Source organism: Asanoa sp. NPDC049573 (assembly GCF_040676615.1).
GTDB lineage: Bacteria > Actinomycetota > Actinomycetes > Mycobacteriales > Micromonosporaceae > Asanoa.
The window spans coordinates 215,373-228,465 of sequence record NZ_JBFAPI010000008.1 but is presented as its reverse complement, the minus strand read 5'-3'; the positions used below and the strand labels follow the sequence as shown (position 1 = coordinate 228,465).

At 71.3% G+C, this 13,093-nt stretch carries 8 protein-coding genes; 3 read left to right on the top strand and 5 right to left on the bottom strand.

Annotated elements, in window-relative coordinates:
• Positions 1-65 precede the first annotated feature (65 nt).
• Positions 66-1,355, top strand: a complete 1,290-nt coding sequence (locus AB0J74_RS20300; protein ID WP_363450003.1) for an FAD-binding oxidoreductase — start codon at positions 66-68, stop codon at positions 1,353-1,355.
• 641 nt (positions 1,356-1,996) lie between these two features.
• Here the strand turns inward: AB0J74_RS20300 and AB0J74_RS20295 are convergent.
• The 4 genes from AB0J74_RS20295 to AB0J74_RS20280 all read right to left on the bottom strand — a co-directional run bounded on the left by AB0J74_RS20295 (position 1,997) and on the right by AB0J74_RS20280 (position 7,413).
• A complete protein-coding gene (locus AB0J74_RS20295) occupies positions 1,997-2,641 on the bottom strand; it encodes an ATP-dependent Clp protease proteolytic subunit (RefSeq protein WP_363450001.1) in 645 nt (214 codons plus the stop codon).
• Between the two features lie 487 nt (positions 2,642-3,128).
• On the bottom strand, positions 3,129-4,715 hold the full coding sequence (locus AB0J74_RS20290) for an MFS transporter (RefSeq protein WP_363449999.1): 1,587 nt from the start codon (positions 4,713-4,715) through the stop codon (positions 3,129-3,131).
• 26 nt (positions 4,716-4,741) lie between these two features.
• Positions 4,742-5,257, bottom strand: a complete 516-nt coding sequence (locus AB0J74_RS20285) for a class I SAM-dependent methyltransferase (RefSeq protein ID WP_363449997.1) — start codon at positions 5,255-5,257, stop codon at positions 4,742-4,744.
• Positions 5,258-5,301: 44 nt separating this feature from the next.
• Positions 5,302-7,413 carry a SpoIIE family protein phosphatase gene (locus tag AB0J74_RS20280; protein ID WP_363449995.1) on the bottom strand — a complete coding sequence of 704 codons (2,112 nt, stop codon included), beginning with the start codon at positions 7,411-7,413 and terminating at the stop codon, positions 5,302-5,304.
• 342 nt (positions 7,414-7,755) lie between these two features.
• Between AB0J74_RS20280 and AB0J74_RS20275 the strand changes: the two genes are divergently transcribed.
• Together AB0J74_RS20275 and AB0J74_RS20270 are read left to right on the top strand one after the other, a co-directional pair.
• The gene (locus AB0J74_RS20275) at positions 7,756-12,135 is read left to right on the top strand and encodes a HAMP domain-containing protein (protein WP_363449993.1); all 4,380 of its coding nucleotides are present in this window, start codon (positions 7,756-7,758) and stop codon (positions 12,133-12,135) included.
• 16 nt (positions 12,136-12,151) lie between these two features.
• A complete protein-coding gene (locus AB0J74_RS20270) occupies positions 12,152-12,697 on the top strand; it encodes a response regulator (protein WP_363449991.1) in 546 nt (181 codons plus the stop codon).
• Here the strand turns inward: AB0J74_RS20270 and AB0J74_RS20265 are convergent.
• A complete protein-coding gene (locus tag AB0J74_RS20265) occupies positions 12,694-13,029 on the bottom strand; it encodes an STAS domain-containing protein (protein WP_363449989.1) in 336 nt (111 codons plus the stop codon). The two genes, AB0J74_RS20270 and AB0J74_RS20265, sit on opposite strands and share 4 nt — an antisense overlap.
• Positions 13,030-13,093 lie beyond the last annotated feature (64 nt).

The window sequence follows — 13,093 nt, the reverse complement described above, 5'->3', positions numbered from 1 at the left end:
GTCACGCTACCCGGCCGGCTGTGGACGGTCGTTGCAGGCCATTCGAACATGTGTACGATTACGCCATGACCACGCCAGGCGGCTCCGACGTCGGGCGGCGCCTGGCGGCGATCTGTGGCACAGAGTTCGCGCGTGAAGCCGGCCCCGCCGACGAGGTCGCCGGCGTGCCCGCCCGCTGGGTCGCCGCGCCCGGCACGGTCGAGGCGGCCGCGGCCGTCCTGTCGCTGGCGGCGGCCGGCAACCTCGCGGTGATCCCGCGCGGCGCCGCGACCAAGCTCGACTGGGGCGCCCCGCCGGCCCGGCTCGACCTGCTCGTCGACACCGGCCGGCTGGCCGGCATCTGGCACCGCGACGCCGGCGAGCTCACCGTCGAGGTCGGCGCCGGCACCCCACTCCGCGCGGTCCAGGCCACGCTTGGCCAGCGCGGTCACCGCCTGGCCTGCGACCCACGCTCGGCCGGCGCCACCATCGGCGGCATCCTGGCGGCCGACGAGGCCGGCCCGCTGCGCCATCGCTACGGCACGCCGTGCGAGCAGGTGATCGGCGTGAGCTACGTCGACGCCGAGGGCCGGCTGCATCATGCCGACGGCTGGTCGATGCGCGCCGCCGACGGCCCGGGCCTCAACCAGGTGCTGTGCGGTTCGCAGGGCGCGCTCGCGCTGCTGGTCTCGGCGACACTGCGCACCCAGGCCGCTCCGGCGGCGCGGGTCTGGGTGACGCGCTCGGTCTGGACGCCGCTCGAGGTGCACGACCTGGTCCGCCAGGCGCTGGCCGGCGCGGTCGCCCCGTCGGCGATCGAGGTCGACCTGCCGGCCCACCGCGCGGCGCTGATCCCGCGCCAACGCAGCCGCCAGGGCCCTGGCACGGTCGCCCTGCTCCTAGAGGGCGGGCGGGCCGAAGTCCTCGACCGCGCCGAGCAACTGATCACACTGTTGAGCGGCGACGCCCGCGCTTTCGAGACCCCGCCGCGCTGGTGGCATCGCTACCCGTTCGAGCCGGGCGAGGTGGCGCTGCGGTTGCAGGTGCCGATCAGCGACCTGCACGCCGCGATCTACGCGCTACGCGACGCGGTCGGCGGCCCGGTCCCGGTCCGCGGCGCCGCCGGCACGGGCGTCGTCCACGCGGCGCTCCCTGCCAGCCTGGGCGTCGACCGCGTGTCGGCGATCCTGACCGCCGTCCGCGGCGTCCTGCTCTTCCGTGGCGGCACGTGCGTGGTCACCTCGGCGCCACCGGTGGTCCGCCAGTCGATCGACCTGTGGGGGCCGGTGGCCGCCCTCCCGACGCTGCGGGAGGTGAAGCAACGATTCGACCCACACCGGCGCATGGCGCCTGGCCGCTACATCGGCGGCCTCTGAACTCGGGGCGCCGGGCTTGTCCGCTCGAGAGCCCCTGATCCTCGGTGCTGGTCGCCCGCGATGGCGCCGCCGGGCCGGTCTGGCTTGGGCCGGTCTGGGTCGGGTTGGGCCGGGTACGCCGGCGATCCGGTCGGGCGGGGGACGCCGGCGATTCGGTTGGGCGGGGGACGCCGGCGATCCGGTTGGGCGGGGGACGCCGGCGATCCGGTTGGGCCGGGGACGCCGGCGATCCGGTTGGGCCGGACGCGCTCGGCAACCCGGCTGGGCCAGGCTGGGCCGGCAACCCGGCTAGGCCAGGCTGGGCCGGGCAAGCCCGGCAACCTAGGGCCTGAAGAGGCAAGGCGGAGCCGTGGTCGTCGTGCTGTTGCGGCGCCGTTGGCCGCTCAAGGGATGTGCCTGGGGTCGCCAGGGGCCATTCAGAATGGTCTCGCCTTCGGCGATGGCGCCGGTTGGCCGCCCCGGGACCCGCCTGGGGCCGGCGGAGGCCGCGCCGAGGGCTTGACGGTCCTGCCTTTGGCGCGCCGTTGGACGGCCAGCGATGTGCCCGGGGCACCGCCGGCGCCAAGCCGACGACTTAGGTTTTCAGTGGCGCCCAAGGTGGCCTCGGCGCTGAGCTCGATTGTGGCGCCGACGGCACCGTGTCAGGCCGGGCTGCTCTTCTTGCCGGGGGCGACGATCTCATGGACCAGGCCATACTCGCGCGCCTCTTCGGCGGTGAGTTGGCGGCCGCGCGACATGTCGTCTTCGACGCGGCTGCGGGGCTGGCCGGTGGCCTCGGCGATCCGCACGATCAGGTCGTCGAGGGCGCGGAGGTGTTGGCCCGCGGCGTGGGCGACATCTTCGGCGGTCCCGGCGACGCCGGCGGCGCGGGGCTCGCGGAGGCGGAAGCGGCTGTGTGGGAAGGCCTTGCGGTGCGGCGCGACGGCATACAGCCCGACCGCGGCGCCGCCGATCTCGGCTGAGGCCAGTGCGTGTACCGGCGCGTGCATGACGTCAACCGCGTCGATGACGGCGAAGACGGCGTCGAGGTCGCCGTCGGGGCTGCGCAGGTGCAGCTCGACCGGGTCGCCGCCCTGCACGTCGAGGGTCATCAGCGCGGCCACCGTCCGGGTGGCGGCCGCGCCGGTCACCGAGCCCTGCAGGATGACGATGCGCCGGTCGAAGAGCTTCTCCTCGAGCCACGGGGATAGCGACGGCCCGCTGTCAAGGGCCGGCGGCGGCTGGTCGGACCACTGCGGGCTCCCGGGCGTGATGTTCCACCGGCGTGGCCGGTCGTCGAGCGGCATCCTCGTCAGTCCCTCCGTCGTCACCGAACCTGAACTGGAACCGGCTACCGATCGCCGACACCATCCTCCACAGTCGACAGCGCAGCGTCACGCGGCTCAAAGGCCGTGTCCCGAGGCCTGCGGCGGGCCAAATGCGGTTGGCGGCGTCTCGGGGTAACCGAGAAGAGACCGTTCGGCTCGCGATGATCGACGGGACACGGGCCCAGGCGCCAGGCCGCGCGGGTTCAACCGAGAGGTCGGCCCTACAGCCGACCGTATACCCGCCGGGAGGTCGGGGCTCGTCCGTTCGCGGCCGGCGAACACCGGCCGGCCTACGGCGGCGCCGGCGAACACCGGCCGGGCTGCGGCGGCGCCGGCACACCGGCCGCCCCCGGCGGCGCCGGCACACCGGCCGGGCTACGGCGGCGCCGGCGGACACCAGCCGCCCCCCCGCCGGCGCCGGCGAACACGGGCCGGGCTACGCCGACGCCGGCGAATACCGGCCGGCCTACGATGGCGCCGGCGCCCGCGCCGGCACGGGACCGACCGGCTCCGTCTTCTCGGCCGTGACCTTGCCGCCGGGGTGGAACAGCGCGAAACACAGCGCCACGAAGAGGGCTACCGCCATGCCGTAGAAGACGACGCGGGAGGCTTCGGCGTAGTCGCGCTGGATGGCCGCGAACGCGGCGCCGCGGATCGAGGGTGGCAGGGAGTCGGCCGACGTGCTGGCGCCCGCGGTCGACGACATCAGCGAGTTGGCCGCCGCCGTCGCGTCGGCGCGCGGCACGCCCAGGCCGGTCAGCGAATCCGTGATTTTGCCGCGGCCGACCTGGATGAGGATCGTGCCGAGGATGGCCAGGCTCAGGCTCGACCCGAAGTTTCGCAGCGTCTGGGTGATGCCGGTGACCTCGCCGTACGACGCGTTGATGGCCCGGTTGACCGCGTCCGTGCTGGCCGGGCCCAGGAAGAAGCCGATGCCGGCGCCGGAGAGGACGATCCAGTACCACTGGTGGTCCTGCTGGAGCGTGGTCAGGCTGTTGGCCCAGAACGCGAAACCGATCGTGCCGAGCACGCAACCACCGATCATCGGGCGCCGGGCACCGCCCTTGTCGAGCATCCGGCCACCGATCTGCGCGGCCACCACGAAGCCGCCGAAGAAGATCAGCAGATAGAGGCCGGCGCCGTTGGCGGACTGGCCCAGCGAGAGCTGCGCGTAGACGCTGGCGAAGAAGAACATCGGCACGAACGCCATCAGGCCGAAGAACAGCACCGCGTTGTCGATCGTGAACGCCCGGTCCCGGAAGATCCGGACCTTGATCAGCGGGACCTCGGTGCGCGACTCGACGAACACGAAGATCACGAGAAGTACGACGCCCGCGACGATGCTCAGCCAGGTGCGCCAACTGTCCCAGCCCCACGTGCTCGCCTGCTGCAGACCGAGCACGCTCAGCGCCATGCCCGCGACGATCAGGCACGCACCGCGCCAGTCGAGCTTCTCGCGGCGGTGCGCCGGGTTGACCTTGGCGATCAAGGTCAAGACAACCGCGATGATCGCCACGGGTACGTTCACCCAGAAGATGGCCCGCCACGTGTACTGGGTGAGCCAGCCGCCCAGGATCGGGCCGATCGCGGTCAGGCCGCCGCTGACGCCGAAGAAGATCGCCAGCGCCCGGCCGCGCTGCTGAAGTGGGAAGGCCGCCACCACGATGGCCAGGGCAGCGGGGAACAGCAGCGCCGCGCCGAAGCCCTGGATGACCCGGAAGATGATCAGCCAGGCCTCGGCGCCGTCGCCGGAGGGCGTCGCGCCGCACAGGGCCGACGAGACCGCGAAGATCGTGACGCCGATCAGCACCATCCGGCGGTGGCCGAGGATGTCCGCGAGCCGGCCGCCGAACGCGAAGAAGGCGGACAGGGACAGCAGGTACCCGTTGATCACCCACTGGATGGCCGACGCCGAGATGTCCAGCTCACCGGAGATGTCCGGCACCGCGATCGACACGATCGTCTGGTCGATGAACGTCATCGCGACGGCGAACACCATCGCCGCGAGCGCGGTGTACTTGTTCGACCCGGGCGCGGTGGTGGGGGTGGCCATTGAACAACGCTAAACGGACATAGACCTCAGCGTGTCGGATTCGGCGTGGCGGCTACGCACTGCATTCCCTCGAACGAGGTCACCCGGGTGCGGAAGCCGGCGGCGACGAAGCGGGCGGCCGCCCGCGCGGCGATCTGGTCCGAGCGCCCGGCCGTCGGGCCCCGCCCCCAGCAGGCGAACATCGTGCCGCCCGGCACCAGCAACCGGCGCAGCAGCGCGAGTTCCTCCTGCGCCGGGCTGGTCCAGAACAGGTTGACGTTGTTGGAGAACACCTTGTCGAACGAGTGGTCGGCCAGTCGCGCCAGGCCGTCGAACGTGAACGGGGCCTGGAAGACCGTCGCCCGTCCCGCGGCGACGCACGAGGCATTGCGGGCTAGCGTCTTCTTCACCGCCGTCGCGGACCGGTCGATCGCCGTGACCGACCCGGTGCTGAGCCGGGCACAGACCAACTCCACCGCCGTGCCGCCACCGCAGCCGATCTCCAAGATGCGCTCACCCGGCGCCGGATCGACCCGATCCACCGACCAGCGGATCCGATCCACGATCAACCCCCAGAGCCCGTCCGGGCACGACACACGAGGCGGGCCTATCCGGGTAGGAAGTCGTTGCGCAGCACCAGGATCGCGATGTCGTCGCGCGGAGTGTCGGCCGAGAAGCCGAGCACTGTCGTCTTCAGCCGCGCCGCGACGACCTCGGCGGAGTAGCCGGCCAGCGGCGCGGCGGCGTCGCGCAGCCGCTCCGGGCCGAACAGGTCGCGCCCGCGCCGCCGCTCGGTGACCCCGTCGGTGTAGAACACCAGCGCGTCGCCGGGGCGCAGGGTCAACTCGGCGACCGGCGTCGCGACCTCGTCGAGGAGACCGAGCGCGGTGCCGCCCGTACCCACGAAGGTGGCTCTGCCGTCGGCACGGACCGCGACCGGCCGGTCGTGCCCGGCCAGGTGGAGCGAGACGGCGAGGGCGCCCTCGCCGGCGGCGGCCGGGCCGACCGCGGCCAGGGCCAGCGTGCAATAGCGCCCGGCGCCGCGTTCGACCAGCGTCTCGTTGAGCCGCTGGAGCGCCTCGGGCAGCGGCCGGCCGTCGTGCACCAGCACTCGGATCACGTCGCGGACCAGGCCGGTGACCGCCGCCGCCGGCACACCCTTGCCGGACACGTCGCCGACGACCACCAGCCAGCGGTCGTCGGGCAGCGGCACCACGTCGTAGAAGTCACCGCCGACCTCGGCGGCGTCGCCGGTCGGCACGTATTCGGCAGCGAAGCCGATGCCCTTGACCACCGGCAGCACCGGCGGCAGCAGTGACTGTTGCAGCGTGTGCGCGACCTTGCGGCGCTCTTCGTGGATCCGCGCGTTCTCGATCGCGAGCGCGGCCCGGCGGGCCACGTCTTCGATCACCGCGACCTCGTCGGGGTCGTGCCGGTGCCGCTGGGGCCGGCCGACGGCGAGGGTGCCGAGCCGCTGCCCGCGCGCGACCAACGGCACGGCGAAGCCTTCCATCGGCGGCCCGAGCGGCACCTGCGACTCGGTCCGCGACGCCTCGCGCAGCCGCGCCAGCATCGACTCGGGCCCGGTCTCGGCGAGCACGGCATGCAGCCGCGGCAACACCGACTCGTCGGCGTGGCTGGCCGCGGCCAGGTCGAGCCGCCCCCACTCGTCGGTGGTGTGCACCGCGCACCACTGGCCGAGGCGCGGCACCACGAGCTGCGGGATCAGAGCCATCGTCAGGTGTACGTCGAGCGACTGCGCCAGCAACTCGCTCGCCTCGGCCAGGAACGTCAGCCAGCTCTGCCGGCGCAGGTCGACCCGGCGCAACCGGTCGTTCTCGACGTAGAGCGAGAGCCGCTCGGCAACCAGCGCGGCGAGGGGCCGTGCGTACGCCGACGGCGCGGCGTCCAACTCGAGCTCGCCGCTGTAGGGCCGGTTCACCGCCAGCGCGACCCGCACCAGCTCGTCGTCGGGCCGCGGCGGCCGACCGTAGCGGGCCAACGCCCGCGGGCCCGCGCCGTCGCCGCGGTCGAGCCGGACCATGCCGCCGGCCGCACCGACCATCTCGGCCACCCGGTGCAGCAGGTGGGCGGCGAAGTCGGGCAGCGGATCGTCGGAGTAGGGATCCGGCGCGGTCTGGCTGAGTGCGGCCATCTCGGTCGCGGTAGGCGTCGGCCCGGGCAGCGGCGTGGGTCCGGCCGGCGCGCTGCCGAGCACGGCTCCGGTGGCGAGCTGCCGGGGCACCACCGCCTGCGCGGGCGGCGCCGCGGCGGCGGGCCGGTCGAGCCGGAACCAGACACCCTTGCGGGCGCCTTCGTGGATCGTTCCCCACCGGGCCGCGAAGTGGTCGACGAGCAGTAGCCCACGCCCTCTTTCCGATATTTCAGAAATTTCGGAAAGGTCGGCGGTGTCGGGCCGCGGCCGGGCCAGCACCGTCTCGATCGGCCCACCGGCGAAGTCGGTCACCGTCACGGTGAGCCCGACGCCGTCGGCGGCGACCTCGATGTCGAGCTCGGTGCCGGCGTGCACGACGGCGTTGGTGGACAGCTCCGTGGTCAGCAGCAGCGCCTCGTTGCTGAGATCATCAAGCCCGGCCTCGGCCAGCACGGCCCGCACCAACGCCCGGGCCGCGGCCGGCGTGCGCCGGTCGGCGGGCAGCCGCACATGACGGATGTGCTCGACCTGGCCCGCGACGACCTCCCCTGACACGCTTAGCATCCTGCCCCGCCGGGGCGGAATGTTCCAAGCCGCCCGGTCTGGCAGCGCTCGGGCATGTCTCACGGATCATGTCGCAAGTCACCAGGCCGGGCCGCCCCCGGCGGCAGACCGGGTCGATGCGGGACGAAGCCGAATGATCCGGAGTGACCGCCGGAATGTGGCACCGGTCTCAGGTTGGCCGCCGCTCAGGTCCGGATATCTCCGGAAACCACCGCTCATCGACAAGACGAGGGCGATCCGCGGCGCTGGCCCTCGCGCTTGTCGCGCGGCAAAGGCCATGATGGGAGGGCTGCCGGCGGCCTCCCCCCGCCGAAACCTCATAAGCAGACCGAGCGAGGAACCATGACCACGGCGAAAACGATCACCGCCGCGGACCAGTCCGCCGCTGACGAGTCCCTTCAGCTTCGGGAGTTGGCCGAAGCCCTCCGGCGGGTTGCCCGGGGTGACCTCAAGGTGCGGCTGCCGCGTCGGGCGGGGCACGCCGGCGAAGTCGCCGACGCCTTCAACGACGTCGTCGCCATGCAGGAGCGCCAACATCTCGACGTACGCCGGATCGCCCGGATCGTCGGTCGGGACGGACGGTTGACCGAGCGGCTCGACGAAGAGGGCTACGACGGGTCGTGGGCGGAGAGCCAGCGCGCGATCAACTCGCTGATCGACGACCTCGGCCGGCCGACCACCGAGATCGCCCGGGTCATCGTCGCCGTCGCCGATGGTGACCTCTCGCAGCACATGGCGCTGCAGATGGACGGTCGACCGCTGCGCGGTGAGTTCCTCCGCATCGGGCGCACGGTCAACACGATGGTCGACCAGCTCTCCAGCTTCTCCAACGAGGTCACCCGGGTGGCCCGCGAGGTGGGCACCGAAGGCGAGCTGGGCGGCCAGGCCGACGTCCGTGGCGTCGCCGGCACCTGGAAAGACCTCACCGACTCGGTCAACACCATGGCGTCCAACCTGACCCACCAGGTGCGGTCGATCTCGGCCGTCGCGACGGCCGTGGCCCGCGGTGACCTCAGCCAGAAGATCACCGTGTCCGCCCGCGGCGAGGTCGCCGCCCTCGCCGACACGATGAACTCGCTCACCGACACCCTGCGGCTGTTCGCCGAGCAGGTCACCCGCGTCGCCCGCGAGGTGGGCACCGAAGGCAAGCTCGGCGGCCAGGCGGCCGTGCCCAACGTCGCCGGCACCTGGAAAGACCTCACCGACTCGGTGAACTCGATGGCGAGCAACCTGACCGCCCAGGTTCGCAACATCGCCCAGGTCTCGACCGCGGTGGCCAACGGCGACCTCTCTCAGAAGATCACCGTGGCCGCCCAGGGTGAGATCCTGGAGCTGAAGGACACCGTCAACACGATGGTGGATCAGCTCAGCAGCTTCGCCGACGAGGTCACCCGCGTTGCCCGCGAGGTCGGCACCGAGGGCAAGCTCGGCGGCCAGGCCCAGGTCCGCGGCGTCTCCGGCACCTGGCGTGACCTGACCGAGAACGTCAACCAGCTGGCCGGCAACCTGACCAGTCAGGTCCGCAACATCTCCCAGGTCTCCACCGCCGTCGCGAAGGGTGACCTGAGCCAGAAGATCACGGTCGACGCCCGCGGCGAGATGCTGGAGCTGAAGAACACCGTCAACACGATGGTCGACCAGCTCAGCAGCTTCGCCGACGAGGTCACCCGCGTTGCTCGCGAGGTCGGCACCGAGGGCAAGCTGGGCGGTCAGGCCCAGGTCAAGGGCGTGAGCGGCACGTGGCGTGACCTGACCGACAACGTCAACTCGATGGCGTCCAACCTCACCAGTCAGGTCCGCAACATCGCGAGTGTCACGACGGCCGTCGCGAAGGGCGATCTCGGTCAGAAGATCACGGTCGACGCCCGCGGCGAGATCCTGGAGCTGAAGAACACGGTCAACACGATGGTGGATCAGCTCAGCAGCTTCGCCGACGAGGTCACCCGGGTCGCCCGCGAGGTCGGCACCGAGGGCAAGCTGGGCGGTCAGGCCCAGGTCCGCGGCATCGCCGGCACCTGGCGTGACCTGACCGACAACGTCAACTTCATGGCGTCCAACCTGACCAGCCAGGTCCGCAACATCGCCCAGGTCTCCACCGCGGTGGCCCGGGGTGACCTCAGCCAGAAGATCACGGTCGACGCGCAGGGCGAGATCCTCGAGCTGAAGAGCACGGTCAACACGATGGTCGACCAGCTGTCGAGCTTCGCCGACGAGGTCACCCGCGTCGCCCGCGAGGTCGGCATCGAGGGTCAGCTCGGCGGCCAGGCACAGGTGAAGGGCGTGAGTGGCACCTGGCGCGACCTGACCGACAACGTCAACTCGATGGCGAGCAACCTGACCAGCCAGGTCCGCAACATCGCGTCCGTCACCACGGCGGTGGCCCGGGGCGACCTCGGCCAGAAGATCACGGTCGACGCGCAGGGCGAGATCCTGGAGCTGAAGAACACCGTCAACACGATGGTCGACCAGCTCAGTAGCTTCGCCGACGAGGTCACCCGGGTCGGCCGCGAGGTCGGCATCGAGGGCAAGCTCGGCGGCCAGGCACAGGTGAAGGGCGTGTCCGGCACCTGGCGCGACCTGACCGACAACGTCAACCAGCTCGCGTCGACGCTGACCACCCAGCTGCGCGCGATCGCCGAAGTGAGCACCAGCGTCACCCGGGGCGACCTGACCCAGCGGATCACGGTCGAGGCTCAGGGCGAGGTCGCCGACCTCAAGGACAACATCAACCAGATGATCGTCACCCTGCGCGAGACCACGAAGAAGAACGCCGAGCAGGGCTGGCTGGACTCCAACGTGGCCCGGATCGGCGGCCTGCTGCAAGGCCAGCGCGACCTCGGCGAGGTCTGCCGCATGATCATGACGGAGGTCACACCGCTGGTCGACGCCCAGCTCGGCGCGTTCTTCCTGGCCGACACCGACGAGGGCGTGGTCCGGCTGCGGCTGACCGCCTCCTACGGCTACGTCGCCCGCGACCACCACGTCGTCTTCGGCCCGGGCGAGGGTCTGGTCGGCCAGGCGGCCCTGTCGCGCCGGCCGATCCGGGTCGGCGCCGAGCCCACCGGCACGCTCACGCTGCGCTCCGGGATGCTCGACGCCAAGCCGCGCGACCTGGTCGTGCTGCCGGTGCTGTTCGAGGGCGAGGTGCTCGGCGTCATCGAGTTCGCCTGCATCGACGCGTTCTCCGACCTGCACCTGACGTTCCTGGAGCGGCTGGTCGCGACCATCGGCATCGCGCTCAACACCATTCAGGCCAACCGGCGCACCGAGGAGCTGCTGGCCCAGTCGCAGCGGCTCGCCCACGAGCTGCAGGAGCAGTCGGCCGAGCTACAGCGCACCAACAACGAGCTGGAGGAGAAGGCCAAGCTGCTCTCCGACCAGAACATCAACATCGAGACGAAGAACCGGGAGATCGAGCTGGCCCGGATCGGCCTCGAGGAGAAGGCCCGGCAGCTGTCGGCCGCGAGCGCCTACAAGACCGAGTTCCTGGCCAACATGAGCCACGAGCTGCGTACGCCGCTCAACTCCCTGCTCCTACTAGCCAGGCTGCTGGCCGACAACCCGGAGGAGAACCTGACCGCGAAGCAGATCGAGTTCGCCCGCACCATCCACAGTGCCGGCTCCGACCTGCTCTCGCTGATCGACGACATCCTCGACCTGTCGAAGATCGAGGTCGGCCGGATGGACGTCGAGCCGACCGAGTTGGCTTTCGACGAGATCCGCGGCTACGTCGAGCAGGCGTTCGCGCCGCAGGCCGAGGAGAAGGGGCTGCGGTTCGAGGTGATGATCGGGTCCGACCTGCCCGAGATGCTGATCACCGACGCCCAGCGGCTCCAGCAGATCCTGCGCAACCTGCTCTCCAACGCGGTCAAGTTCACCGACAGCGGCGAAGTGACGTTGCGCATCCAGACCGCGGAGCCGAGCCCCGACCTGGACCTGCCGGCGTTGCAGGCGGCCCGCACGGTGTTCGCCTTCTCGGTCACCGACACCGGCATCGGGGTGCCCGACGACAAGCTGAGCCTGATCTTCGAGGCGTTCCAGCAGGCTGACGGCACGACCAGCCGGCGGTACGGCGGCACCGGCCTCGGCCTGTCGATCAGCCGCGACCTGGCCCGGCTGCTCGGCGGCACGATCACGGTGGTCTCGGAGCCCGACGTCGGCTCGACGTTCACCCTGCTGGTCCCCGATGTGCTGGCACCCGACGCCGTGGTCGCGCCGATGCCCGCGCCGGTGGCGCCGCGGATCGCGACGCCGCCGCTGCTGCGCCCGTCCACCGACCAGGTGCGCCAGCTCAGCGCGGCCAGCCGGGCGCTCGACGGCGCCACGGTGCTGATCATCGACGACGACGTGCGCAACGTGTTCGCCCTGACCAGCGCGCTCGAACTGCACGGCATGTCGGTGCTCTACGCCGACAACGGCGGCGACGGCGTGCGGGCGCTGGCCGAGCACCCCGAGGTCGACATCGTGCTGATGGACGCGATGATGCCCGACCAGGACGGGTACGAGACCACCCGGGCGATCCGCCGCAACCACCACAACGTCGACCTGCCCGTGGTCTTCCTCACCGCGAAGGCGATGCCCGGCGACCGGGAGTCGGCGATCGCGGCCGGAGCGACCGACTACATCACCAAACCGGTCGACCTCGACGAGCTGATCGACCTGATGGCGCGCTGGGTGCACGGCACCGTCGGCCAGCCGACCCAGGAAGGCGGCGGGGTTTGACCGTTAGGGTGGGACGGTGAGTGGGACGGCGAAGGCACTGCTGGTCGACGACCGTAAGGAAAACCTCCTCGCGCTGGAGGCGATCCTCCAAGGGCTGCCGGTGAAATCCGTCGCGGTCGAAAGCGGGGAAGCGGCACTCAAGCAGCTCCTCGTCGACGACTTCGCGGTCATCTTGCTTGACGCTCAAATGCCTGATATGGACGGGTTCGAGACTGCCAACCACATCAAACGCCGCGAGCGCACCAGGCACGTCCCGATCATCTTCCTGACGGCCGCCGACCGCGACGCCCAACTCGCGCTCCGCGGTTACGCGGCGGGTGCGGTCGACTACCTAACGAAGCCGTTCGACCCGTGGGTGTTGCGGGCCAAGGTCTCTGTCTTCGTCGACTTGTGGACGAAGAGTCGCCAACTGGCTGCACACAGTGAAGACGTGCGCGAACGCGACGCGCGCTGGCGTTCGCTCAGTGAGGCCGTCGACGCGGCTACCACGCTGCTGCGCTCAGACGAGGAAGGCGCCCGGGAACGGGCGGTCGCGCTGTTGGAACAGGCCCGCTGGGGTTAGGACGACGGCTCGCTGTTCTTGACCATCAGCGCGGAGCGGAGGCCGGTGATGTCGAGCACCCGCATGAGAAAGTCACCGACGTTGGTCAGCACCAGAACGCTCTGTGCATGGCTGACCTTGCGACTGAGCACGACGAGCGTGCCGAGCCCTGTGGAGTCACAGAACGTGACGCCGGCGAGATCGAGGGTGACGCGCGGCGGCGGCTCGGCCAGCACCTCGGTCACCGCGTTGGCGAGCCGGGTGCCGGTGAGCATGTCAATCTCGCCGGCGAGACTCAGCACGACCTCTTCGGGCGTGCGCCGCACGGCGATCGACAGTTCCGGACGCTCCACGCGAGCAGCCTATCGCGATCTCCTCGGCCCGGCCCGTCGAGCGTCGCCCGCCGGCGTGGGCCCA

Bases quoted from the DNA above. Each gene is read 5' to 3' on its own strand.
- AB0J74_RS20300 (WP_363450003.1), top strand. From the start codon at position 66: ATGACCACGCCAGGCGGCTCCGACGTCGGGCGGCGCCTGGCGGCGATC.
- AB0J74_RS20295 (WP_363450001.1), bottom strand. From the start codon at position 2,641: ATGCCGCTCGACGACCGGCCACGCCGGTGGAACATCACGCCCGGGAGC.
- AB0J74_RS20290 (WP_363449999.1), bottom strand. From the start codon at position 4,715: ATGGCCACCCCCACCACCGCGCCCGGGTCGAACAAGTACACCGCGCTC.
- AB0J74_RS20280 (WP_363449995.1), bottom strand. From the start codon at position 7,413: ATGCTAAGCGTGTCAGGGGAGGTCGTCGCGGGCCAGGTCGAGCACATC.
- AB0J74_RS20275 (WP_363449993.1), top strand. From the start codon at position 7,756: ATGACCACGGCGAAAACGATCACCGCCGCGGACCAGTCCGCCGCTGAC.